The sequence below is a fragment of the Streptomyces sp. NBC_00212 genome (assembly GCF_045206365.1).
In the GTDB taxonomy this organism is placed as follows: Bacteria; Actinomycetota; Actinomycetes; order Streptomycetales; family Streptomycetaceae; genus Streptomyces.
The window spans coordinates 1,022,536-1,038,077 of record NZ_CP108115.1; the positions used below are offsets into that span (position 1 = coordinate 1,022,536).

The following is a 15,542-nucleotide window of genomic DNA, read 5'->3' on the forward strand; positions in this document are numbered from 1 at the left end:
CCGACAGGACAACTGTCGGCACCTGGGTACAGTCCGGGGCACCGGTCCCGCCGACCCGTAGGAGGGCGACACGCATGGATCTCGACCCCCGGCGCCTGCTGGTGCTGAGCTCGATAGCGCGGAGCGGCGGCCTCGCTCCGGCCGCCCGGCTGCTCGGGCATACGCGTTCGGCCGTGTCGCAGCAACTGGCGAGCCTGGAAAGGGAAGTGGGGCTGCCGCTGGTCGACAGGTCGGGTCCACGGCTTGAGCTCACCGCGGCGGGTCGGCTGCTCGCCGCCACCGGAGACCGTATCGGCAAGGAACTCGCAACGGCGGCAGAGCAGTTGAGCTCCGTGCACCAGGACGTGGCTCAGGGGCCGGTGGCGATCGGGGCCACGTCGTGGGTGCTGGCCCGGCTGGCCGTCCGGGCGCTGCGACTGCTCGCGTCCTCGCATCCCCGGGTCGAGCCGAGGTTCGTGGAGGCCGGTCTCGCGGACGGTCTGCGGCAGCTGCGGCTCGGCGAGTTGGACGTCCTCGTCATCACGGACGACCGCGACACCGCCGCACCGCTGCCGCCTTCGGTGCGGGCCCAGGTGCTGAGCGAGGACCACTACCGGGTGGTCGTCCCAGCCGCCTGGGAGACGCCGACGGCGCCCGCCGAGCTGTCCGGCCGGCCCTGGATCTGCGCCCCCGCCCACTCCGCACGGGGCCGCGCCTTCGCCCGCTTCGCGAGCTCCCACGGGGTCGTACCGTCCGTCGAGCACCTGGCCGATCACATGCTCGCCGTCCAGGCGCTCCTCGCGGGGCAGGTGGGCGCCGCGATCCTGCCCGCGTATCTCGCGGCCCAGCTGGACCAGGTGACCGTGACCACGCTTCCCGTGACCGGCAGCCAGATCACCCGCACGCTCTGCCGCAAGGGGCCCGGTGCCGCCGCAGCTGCGGCGGGAGTGGTTGCCGACACTCTGAAGCAGGCGGCCCGCGACCACGCCGAGGCCGCGACCGGCACGGGGCGGGCGAAGGGCGACATCGTCGTCCGCCCGCTGCACGACCCCACCGAGACGCCCCGGCCCGCGCGCGGCGCCGCCCTCCCCGCACCCGGCACGCCGCGAAGCCGCTGACGGGCCGGATCGAGTCACCGAGCGCGTGACGGCCCCTTGCTGACGATCTGTAGCACGACGATGCCCGCCGACAACCTGAAACTTCGTCAACTTTCTGGCCAGGAGGCTCCTTTCCGCCCCTCCAACCCGGCCCTACTCTCAAGTCACCTGAGTTCCTCCTCGCACCCCCACTCATCGAATCCGTTCGACCGAGGAGTCCCCCCATGGCAATACGCACCTCACGCGCGCTCATCCTGCTCGCTCCCGCCGCCGCGGCCACCCTGGTGCTCGGCGGCACGACGGGCGCCAGCGCCCTGTCGGACGCCGGGCCGACCACCGTGACACCGGCCGGCCACTCCTTCGCGGCCCAGCTGACCGGTCAGGCCACCTTCAAGGCCGGGTCCACCACCATGACCTGCACGGTCTCGGCCTCCCTCCCCACCACGGGCGCCAACAACCAGGTCCCGGCCGCGCCCGGCAACCACAACGACGCGGGCGCGGTCTCCGCACCCATCAACCCGCCCACGTTCAGCGGGTGTTCGACCAGCATCGGCGGGGTGAGCGTCACCGCGAGCAGCAACGCCGACAACGGATCGTGGAGCATCTCGGCCCAGAACGGCACGCCCGTCGCGGCCGGTCTGACCATGCCCAAGGGCGGCTTCGTCCTCCAGACCAGCGGCCTGGCCGCCTGCACGATCACCGCGTCACCCGACGGCCCCACCACCGTCCCCGGCGCCTGGACGAACGGAGCGCCCTCCTCGCTGGCCATCTCCGAGGCACCCGTGGCCGCCACGGTGACCGGCGGCTTCCTGTGCCCGACGGGCAACCAGGCAGCCACCTTCTCGGCCACGTACAACGTCAGCGACACCACCGATTCGGCGCAGCAGATCACCGTAACCGGCTGACAGAGTAAGGGAGTTGGGACGCGCCCCCCGGATCATCGGGGGCGCGTTCTCCGCGCGGGGTGCGTCAGCGGCCCACCTTCTTCGCCTTCCTCGTCGCCCGCAGCCACTCCTTGTTCATGGCCGCGATCGACGGCAGCGGGATGCCCTTGGGGCAGGCCGTCGCGCACTCGCCGGTCAGGGTGCAGCCACCGAAGCCCTCGTCGTCCATCTGCCCGACCATGTCCAGGACGCGCGTCTCGCGTTCGGGAGCGCCCTGCGGCAGCACGTTCAGGTGGTTGATCTTGGCTGAAGTGAACAGCATCGCCGAGCCGTTGGGGCAGGCCGCCACGCACGCGCCGCAGCCGATGCACTCGGCGTGCTCGAAGGCGAAGTCGGCGTCCGGCTTGGGCACCAGGGTGGCGTGTGCCTCGGGGGCCGCGCCGGTCGGGACGCTGATGTAGCCGCCGGCCTGGATGATCCGGTCGAACGCCGAGCGGTCCACCACCAGGTCCTTGACCACCGGGAACGCGGAGGCGCGCCACGGCTCGACGTCGATGGTGTCGCCGTCGTTGAACGACCGCATGTGGAGCTGGCAGGTGGTGGTTCGCTCGGGGCCGTGGGCGTCGCCGTTGACGACGAGGGAGCAGGCGCCGCAGATGCCCTCGCGGCAGTCGTGGTCGAAGGCGACCGGCTCTTCGCCCTTGAGGATGAGCTCCTCGTTGAGCGTGTCGAGCATTTCGAGGAACGACATGTCCGTCGAGATGCCGTCGACGTCGTAAGTGGCCATGGCTCCGGGCGAGTTGGCGTTCTTCTGGCGCCAGACGCGCAGGGTGAGCTTCATGCGTAGCTCCGCTGAGTGGGGTGGACGTACTCGAAGACGAGGTCTTCCTTGTGCAGGACGGGGGCGTCGCCGGTGGCGCTGAACTCCCAGGCCGCCGCGTACGAGAACTCCTCGTCGCGGCGTTCGGCCTCGCCGTCCGGGGTCTGGGACTCCTCGCGGAAGTGGCCGCCGCAGGACTCGGCGCGGTGCAGGGCGTCGAGGCACATGAGCTCGGCGAGCTCCAGGTAGTCGACGACGCGGTTGGCCTTCTCCAGGGACTGGTTGAACTCCTCGCCGCTGCCCGGCACCTTGATGCGGCGCCAGAACTCCTCGCGGATCTGCGGGATCCGGTCGAGCGCCTTGCGCAGGCCCGCCTCGGTGCGGGCCATCCCGCAGTACTCCCACATGAGTTCGCCGATCTCGCGGTGGAAGGAGTCGGGGGTGCGATCGCCGTTCACCGCCAGGAGCAGGTTGATGCGGTCCTCGGTCTCGGCGACCGCTTCGGCGACCGCCGGGTGCGCTTCGGTGACGGGATCCTGGTGCGGGTTGCGGGCGAGGTAGTCGTTGATGGTGGCGGGCAGGACGAAGTAGCCGTCGGCGAGGCCCTGCATCAGGGCGGAGGCGCCGAGGCGGTTGGCGCCGTGGTCGGAGAAGTTGGCCTCGCCGATCGCGAACAGGCCCGGCACGGTGGTCTGGAGGTCGTAGTCGACCCACAGGCCGCCCATCGTGTAGTGCACGGCGGGGTAGATCCGCATCGGCGTCTCGTACGGGTCCTCGGCGGTGATCCGCGCGTACATGTCGAAGAGGTTGCCGTACTTCGCCTCGACGGCCGCCCGGCCCATCCGAGCGATGGCGTCCGCGAAGTCGAGGTAGACGCCCTGCCCGCCGGGGCCGACGCCGCGACCCTCGTCGCAGACGTTCTTGGCGGCGCGCGAGGCGATGTCGCGCGGGACCAGGTTCCCGAAGGCGGGGTAGATGCGCTCCAGGTAGTAGTCGCGCTCGTCCTCGGGGATCTCGGCCGCCGGGCGGGTGTCGCCCTTCGCCTTCGGCACCCAGATGCGGCCGTCGTTGCGCAGCGACTCACTCATCAGCGTGAGCTTGGACTGGTGCTCGCCGGTACGCGGGATGCAGGTGGGGTGGATCTGCGTGAAGCACGGGTTGGCGAAGTACGCGCCGCGGCGGTGCGCCCGCCAGATCGCCGTCGCGTTGGAGTTCATGGCGTTGGTGGACAGGTAGAAGACGTTGCCGTAGCCGCCGCTGGCGAGGACCACCGCGTCCGCGAAGTACGTGTCGATCTTCCCGGTGACGAGGTCGCGGGCCACGATGCCGCGCGCCTTTCCGTCCACCACGATCAGGTCGAGCATCTCGGTGCGGGCGTGCAACTCCACGTTCCCGGCCGCGATTTGGCGCGAAAGCGCCTGGTAGGCGCCGAGGAGGAGTTGCTGTCCTGTCTGGCCCCGGGCGTAGAAGGTGCGCGAGACCTGGACGCCGCCGAAGGAGCGGGTGTCGAGGAGTCCGCCGTACTCGCGGGCGAAGGGCACGCCCTGGGCCACGCACTGGTCGATGATCTCGACGGAGATCTGGGCGAGCCGGTGGACGTTGGACTCGCGGGCGCGGAAGTCGCCGCCCTTGGCGGTGTCGTAGAAGAGCCGGTGGATGGAGTCGCCGTCGTTGCGGTAGTTCTTCGCGGCGTTGATGCCGCCCTGCGCGGCGATCGAGTGAGCGCGGCGGGGCGAGTCCTGGAAGCAGAACTGGACGACGTGGTAGCCCTGTTCGGCGAGCGTGGCGCCGGCCGAGCCGCCCGCGAGCCCCGTACCGACCACGATGACGGTGTGCTTGCGGCGGTTGGCCGGGTTGACCAGCTTGGCCTCGAAGCGGCGGGTGTCCCACCGCTCGGCGATCGGCCCCTGGGGCGCGCGGCCGTCGGCGACCGGGGCGCCCAGGGTGTAGTTGGTGTACGAGGTCATGTCAGCTCACCACTTTGGTCATGACGGCGACGGGTACGGCGACGAATCCCGCGAACAGCACCAGGGCGAGGACGTTGGCGAGCGTCTTGAGCACCCGGTCCCGGGTGGCGTTGCCCACGCCGAGGGTCTGTGCGGCGCTCCAGAATCCGTGCTGGACGTGCAGCGCCAGGGCTGCCATCGCGACGATGTAGATGACGTTCCCGTACCAGGTGGAGAAGGTGTCCACGACGTTCTGGTAGGGGTGGCCGGGCCGGAAGCCGGAGTGCACGGTGCCGGTCGTCAGATCCAGGACGTGCCAGACGATGAACAGCGCGAGGATGATGCCGCCCCAGCGCATCGTGCGGGTCGCATAACTGGCCCGGGCCCGCTTGTGTACGTACTTGCTGGGCCGCGCTCTGATGTCGCGGCGGCTGAGCTGGTACGCGGAGACGGCGTGCCCCACGACGGCGGCGACGAGGACGACGCGGATGATCCACAGCGCCCACTCGTAGTGCAGGAAGGGCTCGCCGATGGTGCGCAGCCAGTGTGCGTAGGAGTCGAACTGGCCGGCTCCGAAGAAGATCTTCAGGTTGCCCATCATGTGGACGACCAGGTAGAGCAGCATGATGAGACCGCTCACGGCCATGACCGTCTTCTTGCCGACGGTCGAGTCCCAGAGTGTGCGCGTCATGGACGGCCGTTTGTCCGTCCGCGTTGCCAGAGCCATGTCATCGACGCTAGAGGCGAAGGGCCCAAGAGGTCCAAGACATGGTTCGGCTCAACTCCATAGGGATGGCCTATCGTAGAGGTATGCAGTTCCAGCAGCTCCTCTACTTCGTGGCGGTCGCCGAGACCCGGCACTTCACCCGGGCCGCCGAGCGCGTCCATGTCTCGCAGCCCTCGCTCTCCCAGCAGATCAAGGCGCTGGAGAACGAGCTGGGCGCCGAGCTGTTCAGCCGGGCCCGGGGCAACATCGCGCTCACCGACGCGGGCGAGGCGCTGCTTCCACTGGCCCGGCGCATCCTGGCGGACGCGGACACCGCCCGCATCGAGGTCCAGGAGCTGGCCCAGCTGCGGCGCGGCCGGGTGCGCCTGGGCGCGACGCCGAGCCTGTGCACGGGACTCCTTCCGGACGTGCTGCGCGCCTTCCACGACCGCCATCCCGGCATCCAGCTCCTCATCGAGGAGGGCGGCTCGCACGATCTCGTACGCGAACTGGCGCGCGGCGCGCTGGACTTGGCGCTCATCGTGCTGCCACTCCCGGCCGCCTCCCCCGCCCTCACCACGATCGAGCTGCTCCAGGAGGACCTGGTCGTCGTGTCCTCGCCCGCCGAGGTGCCGCCCGGCTCGGGCTCCTCGGTGCGCGTCGCCGACCTGCGCGACGCGCCCCTGGTGATGTTCCGGCACGGCTACGACCTGCGGGAGCTGACGGTGGCCGCCTGCCGCGCCGAGGGGTTCGAGCCGGCGTTCACGGTGGAGGGCGGCGAGATGGACGCGGTGCTCGGCTTCGTGCGGGCCGGGCTCGGGGTGGCCGTGGTGCCGAGCATGGTGGCGGCGCGGGCCAGGGACCTGCGGGTGACCCCGCTGGCCCGCCCCGGCCTGCGCCGCACGATCGCCCTGGCCCACTGCAGTGACGTGGACCCGCCGCGCGCGGCACGGGAGTTGCAGCGGGTCCTGCTCAGCATCGGGACGGGGCAGCGGGGGCCGGTCTAGGCCCGCCCCCTCAGTGCCGGGTCACACCGCATCGATGAGTGCCAGGGAATGGATCCGGTCCGGTGCCCCGGGCCTGGCGTAGTACCAGCCCTGGGCCGTGTCGCAGCCGAGCTCCTTCAACTGCTCGGCCTGGGCACCCGTCTCCACGCCCTCCACGGTGACCGCGAGGGAGAGGCTGTGCGCGAGCGACACGATGCCCTCGACGATCTTGATGTCGACGGGGTCGGCGGGCAGCTGCTGCATGGACTGGGTGAAGGACCGGTCCAGCTTGAGCACGCTCACCGGGAGCCGCCGCAGGTTGGCCAGGTTGGAGTAGCCCGTGCCGAAGTCGTCGAGGGCTATGTCGACGCCCATCTCGGCGAGCTGGCGCAGCGGCTTGAGGAGGTCGTCGTCGGCGCCGATGAGCGCGGACTCGGTGACCTCCAGGCACAGCGCGCCCGGGGCCAGCCCGGTGCGCTCCAGCATCTCGACGGTGTCGGCGACCAGGCCCGGGTGGTGGAGCTGGGTCGGCGAAAGGTTGACGTTGATGCGCAGCGGGCCGCCGTCGGTGGCGCCCGGGTGGGCCTCCTGCCAGGCCCGGGCCTGGCGTACCGACTCCTGCATCACCCAGCGGCCCAGCGGCACGATGAGGCCGGTGTGCTCGGCGAGCGGGATGAACCGGTCGGGCCCGAGCACCCCGTGCTGCGGGTGCGACCAGCGGACCAGGGCCTCCGCGCCGTGCACGCTGCCGTCGCCGAGGTGCACGAGGGGCTGGTACTCGATGAAGAACTCGCCGCGCTCCAGGGCCGCGGGCAGCGCGTTGGTGAGGCCGTGCCGGGTGATCGCGCGGGCGTCGGCCTCGGCGTCGGCGAACTCGAAGCGGTTGCCGCCGGCCGACTTGGCCCGGTACATCGTGATGTCGGCGCTGCGCAGCACCTCGGCGGGGCTGCGCTCGCCCGCCGGGCCCTCGACGACGCCGATCGAGCCGCGCACGGTCAGCTCGCGGCCCTCGATGCGGATCGGGGTCGCGAGGGTGTGCAGGATCCGCGAGGCGAGTTCGTCGGCCTCGTACTCGCTGTCGGGTCCGGTGGTGAGCGCCACGAACTCGTCGCCGCCGAGCCGGGCCACCATCTCGCCGGGCCCGGTCGCGCAGCTCTGCAGCCGGTCGGCGACCTCCACCAGGAGCCGGTCGCCCGCCGAGTGGCCGAGGCTGTCGTTGACCGCCTTGAACCCGTCGAGGTCGAGGTAGCAGAGCCCGAACCGTTTGCCGTCGCCCGGGGCGAGGGCCTTCTCCAGGCGCTCGAAGAACAGGGTGCGGTTGGGCAGTCCGGTGAGCGCGTCGTGGGTGGCTTCGTAGCGCAGCCGCAGGTTGAGCAGCCGGCGCTCGGTGGTGTCCTCCATGAGCGCGAGCTGGTACTGCGGCCGGCCCTCGGCGTCGCGGAGCAGCGAGACGGTGAGGTTGGTCCACAGGACGGTGCCGTCGCCGCGGTAGTAGGGCTTCTCGACCCGATAGTGGTCGCGGTCGCCCCGCACCAGTTCCTCGTACAGCTTCCAGACCTGCGGGGCGTCCTCGGGGTGCACCCACTCGCTGACGTTGCGGCTGCGGATCTGGCCCTCTATGCCGCCGAACATCCGGGTGAGGGTCTCGTTGACCTCCAGGACCCGGCCTTCGAGGTCGGCGATGCCGATGCCGACCGCGGCGCCCTCGAAGACCGCCCGGAACCGGGTCTCGGTGGCGTGCAGGGCGTCCAGGGCCGCGCTGCGCGCCGACATCGCGGAGCGGGCGATGGCCTCCTGCTCGGAGCGGGTGCGTTCGCGCAGGGCCGCCGCGAAGCCGGCCGCGAGGGCGTGCTGGAGCCGGGCGCAGCGGGCCCGCGCCTCTTCGGCGGGCAGCTCGTCGCCCGCGCCGCAGTACAGGACGAGGTAGGACTCGACCACACCGAGGGTGCGGCTCAGCGCGTCCGGGTCGGTGCAGTGCACGGCGACCAGGGCGGCGCCGACCTCCTGGGCGGGCGACGGGTCGAAGTGCCGCCCGTGCAGGGCGTCGATGAGCCGGCGGGCGAGCGGCACGAGGTGCTGCTCGAACTCGGGCCGGGTCAGCGAGGTCGCCGTCACCGGGAAGATGGCCCGGCTCCAGATCGTCGCGAACCGTCTGAGCCGGTCCTCGGGACTGTCCGGCGCCAGGTCCGGAGCCTGCGCCTGGGGCGGGATGCTCACGCTGTGCGCCCCACACCGGCGAAGCCCGAGAAGGCGTACGGATCTTCCTGGTCGGCCTCGATCTCCGGCCGCCACAGCGGCATCGAGACAAGGCCGGGCTCCAGCATCGTGTACCCGTCGAAGAATCCGGTGATCTCCTCGCGCGAGCGCATGACCAGCGGGCTCTTGATGTCGCGGTATACGCCCACGGTGCCGCCGGCCTCTTCCTCGCTGAGCGGGATGCCTTCGTAGGAGGCGTGGGTGAGGACTAGGAGGCTGCCGGGGGCGAGCGCGTCGCGCAGCTCGGCCACCGCCTTGTACGGGTCGTCCTGGTCCTCGACGAAGTGCAGTACGGCGACCAGCAGGAGCGCCACCGGCCTGGACAGGTCGAGGAGTTGGGTGGTCTCGGGGGCGTTCAGGATGTCGTGCGGCTTGCGCAGGTCGGCCGCGGCTATCCCGGCCAGTTCGTTGCCTTCCAGGACGGCGCGGCTGTGGGCGACGGCCACCGAGTCGTGGTCGACGTACAGGACGCGGGCCTCGGGGCTTGCCGACTGGGCGACTTCGTGGACATTTCCGAAGGTCGGGATTCCGGATCCGATGTCCAGGAATTGCGTGATGCCCTCGGAGACCGCGAATCGCACGGCGCGGCGCATGAACGCCCGGTTCGCCTGCATGATCTTGGGAAGCCCCGGCATGAACCGCATGGCCTCGCGGGCCGCTTCCCGGTCGACCTCGAAATTGTGCGAACCGCCCAGGTAGTAGTCGTAGATGCGGGACACGCTCGGCACCGAGATGTCGATGCCCTGAGGGGCCCAGGCGGGACGCTCCATCAATGTCTCCAACAAGTCGCCGCAGGACGGCCATGACCATGACCATTGTTTGGGCCTGAGGCTACTGATCGTCCGCCGGGAGAGCGAGTAAAAACGGAAAATGCTCGTCCGTTATTGGTCACACGCCCAGGGCATGTGCGCCGGATCGTACGTGCGGAAGCGGGAGCGCGCGCCATCGTATCGAGGGTTGGACACGAGCATCGGCCCGTCGCCGCGCGGGGGACGCGATGACGGGCCGACAGGGTTGGGCCCTGGGTTACTTGGGTGCGCCGATGAGCTTGCCCTCGGGGGACACGGCGTACCAAGTGCCGCCCACGCCCTGGCCGTTGGTGTCGCCGGGCTTGGTGTCGCCGGAGAACGTGTAGACCGGCCAGCAGGTGATCGACTGCTGCTTCACGCCGTCGGGCCGGTTGAAGGTGACGAAGCCCTTGAGGGCGATGCCCTTGGTGTTGGTCTTGTCGACCGGCGCCACCACCGGCCACTTCTCCAGACAGGCGCCGGTGCAGGCGGACTTCATGGGCCAGGCCGAGTCCTTCTTGAACCGGTAGACGGTCATGCCGCGCGCGTCCACGATGACGTCGCCGAGCTTGGCGTCCTTGCGGACGGACAGGCCCGGCATCGCCGCGGCGGGTGCCGGGGCCGCGGCCGCCGCCTTCTTGCCGTCGGGGGCCGCGGCGTGCCAAGTGCCGCCCACGTTCTGCCCGTTGGTGTCACCGGGGTTGGTGTCCTTGGCGTAGCGGTACATCGGCCAGCCCCCGATGGTGAGCTGCTTGGTGCCGTCGGCCCGGGTCACCGAGCCGAGCGCCGACTGGTCGGTGCCCGCGGCCGCGGTGACGCCGTCGGCGGGGACCGCGGGCCAGGCCTTCGCGCAGTCGCCCTCGCAATTCGACTTGGGCGGACTCGCGGTGTCCTTGTCGAAGCGGTAGAGCGTGAAGCCCGCGTTGTCGGTGACGACCTTGCCCAGTTCCTTGCTGTCGCTGACCGCCAGTTGCCCGGCCTGCTTGGCGGACGATTCGGCGCCGCCCGCCTGCCCGTAGCCACCGCTCGACCCGTAGGCGTTGTCGGCGGGCTGCTGCGCCGTACTGGCGTTTCCCACCGGCTGGCCGTTGCCGCTGCTGTAGCCGCTACTCTTGTCCTGGCCGCAGCCCGTCGCGGTCACTGCCAGTACTGCCGCCGCCGCTGCCGCGAGCGATGCGCTGCGCCAGGTGACCATGTCAACTCCCGTTGTCCGTAAGGCTGTTGCGGCGCCGGATGCGCCGGGTGATGGCCCTAAGTACGGGCGGCGGGAGGGGGTGTGTTCAACGCGGGCCGAGGAATTTTTCCGAACGGCCCCGAACAGCCGGTCAACGTGCCGAACGCAAATCGCCGGGATCTCCCCCCTTCAGGCGAATCGCTTCGGCACCCGCCAACCCGACGGCCCGGCGGATCGATGATCACCCCGTGCACCGACGACACCTAGCCGGGCGGCTGCTCGCCGCCACGGCCTTCACCGCGCTGCTCGCGGTACCGGCCCCGACCGCGCAGGCCGACGCCTGTGCGTACGCCTCCGTCACGCAGGGCAGCAGCGGCTCGCCCTGGGCGGTCGCGGACGCAGGCCATGCCCGGTGCCCCTGGCCTCCCCGGCCGAGCCCGACGCCCACGCCCACCCGGGTGCCACCGCCCCCGCCGTCGCACGCGCCGGCGCCGCCGCCACCACCGGCGAAGCCCGCGCCCCGGCCCACTCCGCCGCACCGCCCGGCGCCGCATCCGGCTCCGCCGCCACCCGCGCCTCCGGCGCCGCACCAGCCCGCCAAGGCGCCCCTGCCGGCCGCGCCGCCCGTGCCGCCCACGCCCGCGCCGGCTGCCCCGGCGCGCCCCGCGCCGCCGGCCGCACACCGCATCACTCTGCACAACTACCGGATGCCGCCGCGCAAGCAGCCCGCGCCGCAGCTCTCCCCCGTCACGCTCACCCTGCTCATCACCGCGCCCGCCGTGCTCGGCGCCGCGCTCCTTCGCTCGCGTTCCGGCTCCCGCTGAGCCCCACCGACCTGAGAGGTCCCCTTGTCCGACTGGCTCGTCCTGCTCATCGCGATGGCCGCCGCCTGCGCGGTCGTCCTCACCATCACCCTGTTCAGCAACCGCCGCCTCGACCCCGACGACGACCCCTCCGGAACCCCGGACGTCATCGAATACATGACGATGATGATCGGCGTGGTGTACGCCATCGTGCTCGGCCTCGCCATCGCGGGCGTCTGGGAGGGCCGCGGCGCCGCCCAGACGGACGTGCAGCAAGAGGCCCAGGCGCTGCACGAGATCGACCAGCGGGTCCAGGTGTGGCCGGCCGAGGTGCGCGACCGGACCCGGGCCGACGTCGAGGCGTACGCCTCGTACGTGGTGCACACCGAGTGGAGCTACATGGCCGACCACGGCACCCTCACCGGCGAGGGCACGCAGAAGCTGGAGAAGATCCGCCGCGACGTGACGGACTACCACCCGGCGAACGACTACGAGACGCAGGCCTACCAGCCGCTGATCGACCAGGTGGGCGCCGTCGACGCCGCCCGGACCGCCCGCGGGCAGGGGGCGGGCGCCACCATGCCCGGGGTCGTCTGGTTCGGCTTGATCACCGGAGCGCTCGTCACGGTCGGGCTGATCTTCACCTTGCAGATCAGGCGCACCTGGCGGGAGCTTTTGCTCGCCGGGCTCTTCAGTGCCCTGATCGCCTTCCTGCTCTTCCTGATCTGGGACTTCGACGCCCCCTTCGGCCGGGGCATCTCGGCGACGGCGGGGCCGTTCCTGGACCTGTTCCCCGGCATCGGCTGACACCCCCGTCACCCGTATGGCCCCGTCGGACCGGCGGGGCCTTCTGCCAGGCCGGGCAGGGGACCGCGATGCCCCATTCGCCGTACACGGGTCGCGACACGCCGGGCCGCCTCCTAGCGTTTCGGGCATCGAGGTGCATTCGCCCCCATATGTGGAATTGGTTCCGCAGCTGCTCCTCGGGGACCGGAGGATCGACCATGGGCGCGATACGCATCGCATCCACCGCTCTGCTCGGCGCCGCCGCCCTCTCGTTCGCCGCGCCGACCGCTGCCACGGCGGCCGACAGCAGCTCCAACGCGACCAACATCCCGCCGTTCGGATTCAGCGTGACGCCCTCGGTGGTAGCACCCGGCGGCCAGGTGACGCTGAACGTCACGAACTGCCCCGGCAATGCGACGGTGTCCTCCGGGATCTTCGACACCATCACCATCCCCCCGGAGAGTTCGAGAAACGCGACGGTCGACGCGAGCGCCAAACGCGGCGCCTCCTACACCGTGACATTCACCTGCAACGGCACGCGGGGCACCGCGCAGCTGACGATCACCGGCAGCTCCCCGACCACCAGCTCCACCGTGCGCCCCACCGTCCGGCCCACCGCCACCGCCTCCGCCACCTCCCCGCTCGGCGTCCGCGGCGGTCTCGGCGGCAGCGTGAAGGAGAGCCTCGATCCCGTGGCGATGTCGGTCGGTGCCACGCTGGTCGCGACCGCGGTGGGCGGCGCGGTCTACTTCCTGCGCCGGCGCCGGTTCGACCGCCGGCACTAGGCCCCCCCCGGAGCCACCACACCCGTCGCCCCCGAGTCCTGGCCAGGACTCGGGGGCGACGGGCCGTTGGGGTCCTTCCCTGGAGGTTCGTCCGGTCAGAGTCCGGTCAGACCCGTACGCCTTGGCGCCGGCGGTGGGCGACGAACAGCGCGCCGCCGATCGCGGACGTACCGACGAGGGCGCCGCCGACCGCCATCTCGGTGTCGCTCGGGCCTGCGGCGCCGCCGAGCCCGCCGTCGGCGCCGCGGCCTTCGAGGACCCGGAAGCTGCGCGTCGCCACCCGGTCGTTGTCCCTGCACTTGACCGCCAGTTGGTATTCGCCCGGCGTCGTGTGGTCGTGGACCCTCGCGGTCGCGAAGTTGGCGTCGCCCGAGGACAGGTGGACCTCGTCGAAGGCGTTGGAGCTGACTCTGCCGCCGTTCTGACAGCCCCTGGCGGTGATCCTCAGGGTGGCGCCCTGGTGGACCGCGGAGGGGTCGACCTCGACATTGGTCGGACCGCTGGTCGACGGGCCACCTGCGACGGCCATCGGGGCGGCGAGCCCGATCGCGGCGCCGGCGGCCAGCACCACCGCGAGAGCGCGTGAAGCACGCATCGTTGAACCTCCATGGGAGGACGCCCCAAAGCGGTGCTCCGGGATGATCGACGAGTACGCCTCCCATGACGAACCCTCACCGCCACTCATACAAGCCGCATTTCGGCACTGATCCACCCTGGTGAACCGCGGCATCCCCGAATGGCCGCCGAATCTGACGGACCCGCAGGTCACAGACCGTCAGATCGGTTTTGCCGTCGCGTTACCCGGATGGGTCAGGGGCGCACGGCCGACACCCGTTCGCCACCGTCCGATCGCGGAGTGGGTGCCGCGCCCTTACGGTGCTCGGAGGCGCTCCGAGGGTGGCTGGCGAAAGGGATGCGGAGAGAGATGGCGCAGGATGAGTACGGGATGGAGCGTCGCAGGCGCTCCCCGTGGGGAGCCCTGGCCCTGGTGATGCTGACCGGCCTCGCGCTGATGCGCAACGGCGCCGACATCACGATGGGCCCGCCGCAGCCGGCCGCGGCGGCCGCGTTGAACGGCCGGGCGGCGAACGCCTCCTCCTCGCGTCCGGCGGCTCCCGTCACGGCGCTCGCCTACGCTCCCGCCTCCCGGATCCGGATCGACGCGATCAATGTGGACGCGCCCATCATGGACGTGGGCACGGACGCCCAGGGCTGGGTGCAGGCTCCCCCGCCGCAGGACCCGAACCTGGCGGGCTGGTACCAGAACGGCGTGGCCCCCGGGATGCGCGGCACGGCCGTGGTGGTGGGCCACGTCGACAACAGGACGGGCCCCGCGGTCTTCTACGGCCTCGGCTCGCTGGAGAAGGGCAACCACATCGAGGTGGCCCGCTTCGACGGGCACACCGCGGTCTTCGAGGTGTACGGCATCGAGGTGTACGAGAAGAACGCCTTCCCGGGCACCCGGGTGTACGGCGACACCGGGCACCCGGAACTGAGGGTGATCACCTGCGGGGGCGGCTTCTCCAAGAGCCGGGGCTACAACTCGAACGTCGTGGTCTTCGCCCGGCTCGTCGCCACGAAGTAGCGTCTCCATGACTCATCTGCGCCGCGGCGGAACCTTCAACTCGTAGCCCTGGGCCAGGAGTTCGGGCAGATAGGTGCGCAGGGCCGCGACGCTCTGCGAGCGGTCGCCGCCCGCGTCGTGCGAGAGCACCACGACGCCGGGCGCGGCTCCCTCCAGGACCCGGCGGATGATGGTGGGGGTGCCGGGCGTGGTCCAGTCGAGGGTGTCGACGGTCCAGGCGAGCGGCTCCATGCCCATCTCGGCCTGGATCTCGAACACGTTGCGGTTCCAGGCACCGTAGGGCGCCCGGAACCACTGGGGCGGCTCGCCCAGGGTCTGCTCGATGACCTCGCTGGTGCGGCCGATCTCGGAGCGGATCAGGGTGGGGGCCGTCTTGTTGAGCTGGGGGTGGGTCCAGGTGTGGTTGCCGACGACGTGCCCGTCGTCCTGCATCTCGCGCAGCAGGTCCCGGTTGTCGGTGGCCATCTCGCCGCAGAGGAAGAACACGGCGCGCACGTCGTGCTCGCGCAGGGTCTTGAGGATGCCCGGGGTGTAGCGCGGGTCGGGCCCGTCGTCGAAGGTGAGCACCATCGCGCGCTCCCCCAGCTCGGGCATGCTCAGGAACGGCCTGGTCCGCACCGGCGGCAGCGCCGTGTGGTAGCGCGGCGGAGTGTCGGCGGTCATGGGTTCCAGGCGGTACGCGCTGGACCGCAGCCGGGGCGCGGCGGCCTGGGGGCCCCCGGCGGGCGCCGCCCGGGGCGGGGGCGCGGGGGCGACGGTGTCCTCGGCGGTGAGCATGCGCACCGCGGCGGCGGCTCCGAGGCAGGCGGTGATGCGAAGGAGCGTCCGCCGACTGGGGAGCATTTGATCCCTTTTCATGACATACGGCTTTTGTTCGTCATGGCGGAAGATTAGGGCGTACCGGGCGCCGCGAGGCCGACGAAACGTCAACACCTGGATGACACCAG

The 15,542-nt window shown here is 71.2% G+C and carries 15 protein-coding genes; 7 read left to right on the plus strand and 8 right to left on the minus strand.

Annotated elements, in window-relative coordinates; translation table 11 throughout:
* The first annotated feature begins 74 nt into the window (after positions 1-74).
* Together OHA17_RS04745 and OHA17_RS04750 are read left to right on the plus strand one after the other, a co-directional pair.
* Positions 75-1,097 (plus strand): LysR family transcriptional regulator, encoded by a 1,023-nt coding sequence (locus OHA17_RS04745; protein WP_406504331.1) that lies wholly within the window; start codon positions 75-77, stop codon positions 1,095-1,097.
* A gap of 203 nt (positions 1,098-1,300) precedes the next feature.
* The gene (locus tag OHA17_RS04750) at positions 1,301-1,981 is read left to right on the plus strand and encodes a hypothetical protein (protein WP_406504333.1); all 681 of its coding nucleotides are present in this window, start codon (positions 1,301-1,303) and stop codon (positions 1,979-1,981) included.
* A gap of 64 nt (positions 1,982-2,045) precedes the next feature.
* Here OHA17_RS04750 and OHA17_RS04755 read toward each other — a convergent pair whose 3' ends face one another.
* The 3 genes from OHA17_RS04755 to OHA17_RS04765 are packed head-to-tail and all read right to left on the minus strand — an operon-like array spanning position 2,046 to position 5,453.
* Entirely contained in the window at positions 2,046-2,801 is a 756-nt protein-coding gene (locus OHA17_RS04755; protein WP_406504335.1) for a succinate dehydrogenase/fumarate reductase iron-sulfur subunit, read from the minus strand.
* Complete coding sequence (locus OHA17_RS04760; protein WP_406504336.1) at positions 2,798-4,747, minus strand: fumarate reductase/succinate dehydrogenase flavoprotein subunit; 1,950 nt, start codon at positions 4,745-4,747, stop codon at positions 2,798-2,800. Before OHA17_RS04760 ends, OHA17_RS04755 begins: the two co-directional genes overlap by 4 nt.
* A 1-nt stretch (position 4,748) precedes the next feature.
* Entirely contained in the window at positions 4,749-5,453 is a 705-nt protein-coding gene (locus tag OHA17_RS04765) for a succinate dehydrogenase (protein WP_406504338.1), read from the minus strand.
* A gap of 83 nt (positions 5,454-5,536) precedes the next feature.
* On the opposite strand from OHA17_RS04765, the gene OHA17_RS04770 reads away from it, so the two are divergent.
* Positions 5,537-6,439, plus strand: a complete 903-nt coding sequence (locus OHA17_RS04770) for a LysR family transcriptional regulator (RefSeq protein ID WP_406504340.1) — start codon at positions 5,537-5,539, stop codon at positions 6,437-6,439.
* Between the two features lie 21 nt (positions 6,440-6,460).
* Here OHA17_RS04770 and OHA17_RS04775 read toward each other — a convergent pair whose 3' ends face one another.
* The 3 genes from OHA17_RS04775 to OHA17_RS04785 form a co-directional block, all read right to left on the minus strand.
* Entirely contained in the window at positions 6,461-8,635 is a 2,175-nt protein-coding gene (locus OHA17_RS04775; protein WP_053725446.1) for a bifunctional diguanylate cyclase/phosphodiesterase, read from the minus strand.
* The gene (locus OHA17_RS04780; RefSeq protein ID WP_406504342.1) at positions 8,632-9,444 is read right to left on the minus strand and encodes an SAM-dependent methyltransferase; all 813 of its coding nucleotides are present in this window, start codon (positions 9,442-9,444) and stop codon (positions 8,632-8,634) included. The genes OHA17_RS04775 and OHA17_RS04780 overlap by 4 nt, the downstream gene beginning before the upstream one ends.
* 256 nt (positions 9,445-9,700) lie before the next feature.
* Positions 9,701-10,657 carry an SCO0930 family lipoprotein gene (locus OHA17_RS04785; RefSeq protein ID WP_053725448.1) on the minus strand — a complete coding sequence of 319 codons (957 nt, stop codon included), beginning with the start codon at positions 10,655-10,657 and terminating at the stop codon, positions 9,701-9,703.
* A 227-nt stretch (positions 10,658-10,884) separates the two neighbouring features.
* Between OHA17_RS04785 and OHA17_RS04790 the strand changes: the two genes are divergently transcribed.
* From OHA17_RS04790 to OHA17_RS04800, 3 genes are all read left to right on the plus strand, one after another.
* Complete coding sequence (locus OHA17_RS04790) at positions 10,885-11,460, plus strand: hypothetical protein (protein WP_406504344.1); 576 nt, start codon at positions 10,885-10,887, stop codon at positions 11,458-11,460.
* A 24-nt stretch (positions 11,461-11,484) separates the two neighbouring features.
* On the plus strand, positions 11,485-12,246 hold the full coding sequence (locus OHA17_RS04795) for a DUF4239 domain-containing protein (RefSeq protein WP_406504346.1): 762 nt from the start codon (positions 11,485-11,487) through the stop codon (positions 12,244-12,246).
* 197 nt (positions 12,247-12,443) lie between these two features.
* A complete protein-coding gene (locus OHA17_RS04800) occupies positions 12,444-13,010 on the plus strand; it encodes a hypothetical protein (protein WP_398872863.1) in 567 nt (188 codons plus the stop codon).
* A gap of 106 nt (positions 13,011-13,116) precedes the next feature.
* Here the strand turns inward: OHA17_RS04800 and OHA17_RS04805 are convergent, their stop codons facing one another.
* Positions 13,117-13,605 (minus strand): hypothetical protein, encoded by a 489-nt coding sequence (locus OHA17_RS04805; protein WP_398872861.1) that lies wholly within the window; start codon positions 13,603-13,605, stop codon positions 13,117-13,119.
* Between the two features lie 330 nt (positions 13,606-13,935).
* Between OHA17_RS04805 and OHA17_RS04810 the strand changes: the two genes are divergently transcribed.
* Entirely contained in the window at positions 13,936-14,595 is a 660-nt protein-coding gene (locus tag OHA17_RS04810) for a class F sortase (RefSeq protein WP_398872859.1), read from the plus strand.
* Positions 14,596-14,607: 12 nt separating this feature from the next.
* On the opposite strand, the gene OHA17_RS04815 is transcribed toward OHA17_RS04810, so the two are convergent.
* Positions 14,608-15,453 (minus strand): polysaccharide deacetylase family protein, encoded by an 846-nt coding sequence (locus OHA17_RS04815; protein ID WP_406504349.1) that lies wholly within the window; start codon positions 15,451-15,453, stop codon positions 14,608-14,610.
* Positions 15,454-15,542: the final 89 nt, after the last annotated feature.

What these genes read in the sequence shown, in the direction of transcription:
- OHA17_RS04755 (WP_406504335.1), bottom strand. Translation starts at nt 2,801, where the DNA reads ATGAAGCTCACCCTGCGCGTCTGGCGCCAGAAGAACGCCAACTCGCCC.
- OHA17_RS04765 (WP_406504338.1), bottom strand. Translation starts at nt 5,453, where the DNA reads ATGGCTCTGGCAACGCGGACGGACAAACGGCCGTCCATGACGCGCACA.
- OHA17_RS04780 (WP_406504342.1), bottom strand. Translation starts at nt 9,444, where the DNA reads ATGGAGCGTCCCGCCTGGGCCCCTCAGGGCATCGACATCTCGGTGCCG.
- OHA17_RS04815 (WP_406504349.1), bottom strand. Translation starts at nt 15,453, where the DNA reads ATGAAAAGGGATCAAATGCTCCCCAGTCGGCGGACGCTCCTTCGCATC.
- OHA17_RS04770 (WP_406504340.1), top strand. Translation starts at nt 5,537, where the DNA reads ATGCAGTTCCAGCAGCTCCTCTACTTCGTGGCGGTCGCCGAGACCCGG.
- OHA17_RS04785 (WP_053725448.1), bottom strand. Translation starts at nt 10,657, where the DNA reads ATGGTCACCTGGCGCAGCGCATCGCTCGCGGCAGCGGCGGCGGCAGTA.
- OHA17_RS04745 (WP_406504331.1), top strand. Translation starts at nt 75, where the DNA reads ATGGATCTCGACCCCCGGCGCCTGCTGGTGCTGAGCTCGATAGCGCGG.
- OHA17_RS04760 (WP_406504336.1), bottom strand. Translation starts at nt 4,747, where the DNA reads ATGACCTCGTACACCAACTACACCCTGGGCGCCCCGGTCGCCGACGGC.
- OHA17_RS04800 (WP_398872863.1), top strand. Translation starts at nt 12,444, where the DNA reads ATGGGCGCGATACGCATCGCATCCACCGCTCTGCTCGGCGCCGCCGCC.
- OHA17_RS04750 (WP_406504333.1), top strand. Translation starts at nt 1,301, where the DNA reads ATGGCAATACGCACCTCACGCGCGCTCATCCTGCTCGCTCCCGCCGCC.
- OHA17_RS04810 (WP_398872859.1), top strand. Translation starts at nt 13,936, where the DNA reads ATGGCGCAGGATGAGTACGGGATGGAGCGTCGCAGGCGCTCCCCGTGG.
- OHA17_RS04805 (WP_398872861.1), bottom strand. Translation starts at nt 13,605, where the DNA reads ATGCGTGCTTCACGCGCTCTCGCGGTGGTGCTGGCCGCCGGCGCCGCG.